The following is a 452-nucleotide window of genomic DNA, read 5'->3' on the forward strand; positions in this document are numbered from 1 at the left end:
ACGGTGCCCGGCCTGGTGCACGCTCGACGGGTTGCCGGACTCCTCGGTGAGGAAGGGCCACATCGCCCGCAGCGCCTCCGGATGGAGCGGGGTCGTCGCCGCCGCGTCGAGATCAGCCACGGTCGTCCCGCGCCTGCTGGGCGCGTGCATCGGTTTCGCTGCCCGCCGTGCCTGAGATGGCCTCAGCGGCGGCGGCCGAATCGGGGTCAGCGACCGCGTCGAGCCCGAGATCGAGGGCCCGCGCCCCGTGGGTGAGCTGGCCAACCGAGATCACGTCCACGCCGGTCTCCGCGATCGCGCGCACCGTGTCGAGACCCACGCCGCCGCTCGCCTCGACGACGGCGCGGCCCGCGATCAGGGCGACGCCCTCGCGCAGCTCGGCGACGGAAAAGTTGTCGAGCATGATGACGGGAACCCCGGCGGCGAGCACGGGCTCGATCTGCTCGATCCGG

The 452-nt window shown here is 73.5% G+C and carries 2 pseudogenes; both read right to left on the bottom strand.

Annotated features, from left to right (window positions below):
* Window positions 1–150 (bottom strand): annotated as a pseudogene (locus OOT08_RS13915) (hypothetical protein); the annotation flags it as partial.
* A pseudogene (locus OOT08_RS13920) lies at window positions 113–452 on the bottom strand (carboxylating nicotinate-nucleotide diphosphorylase); the annotation flags it as partial. The pseudogenes OOT08_RS13915 and OOT08_RS13920, both read right to left, overlap by 38 nt.

Origin of the sequence: Leucobacter sp. M11 (assembly GCF_035726885.1) — a bacterium.
In the GTDB taxonomy this organism is placed as follows: Bacteria; Actinomycetota; Actinomycetes; order Actinomycetales; family Microbacteriaceae; genus JAPFRB01.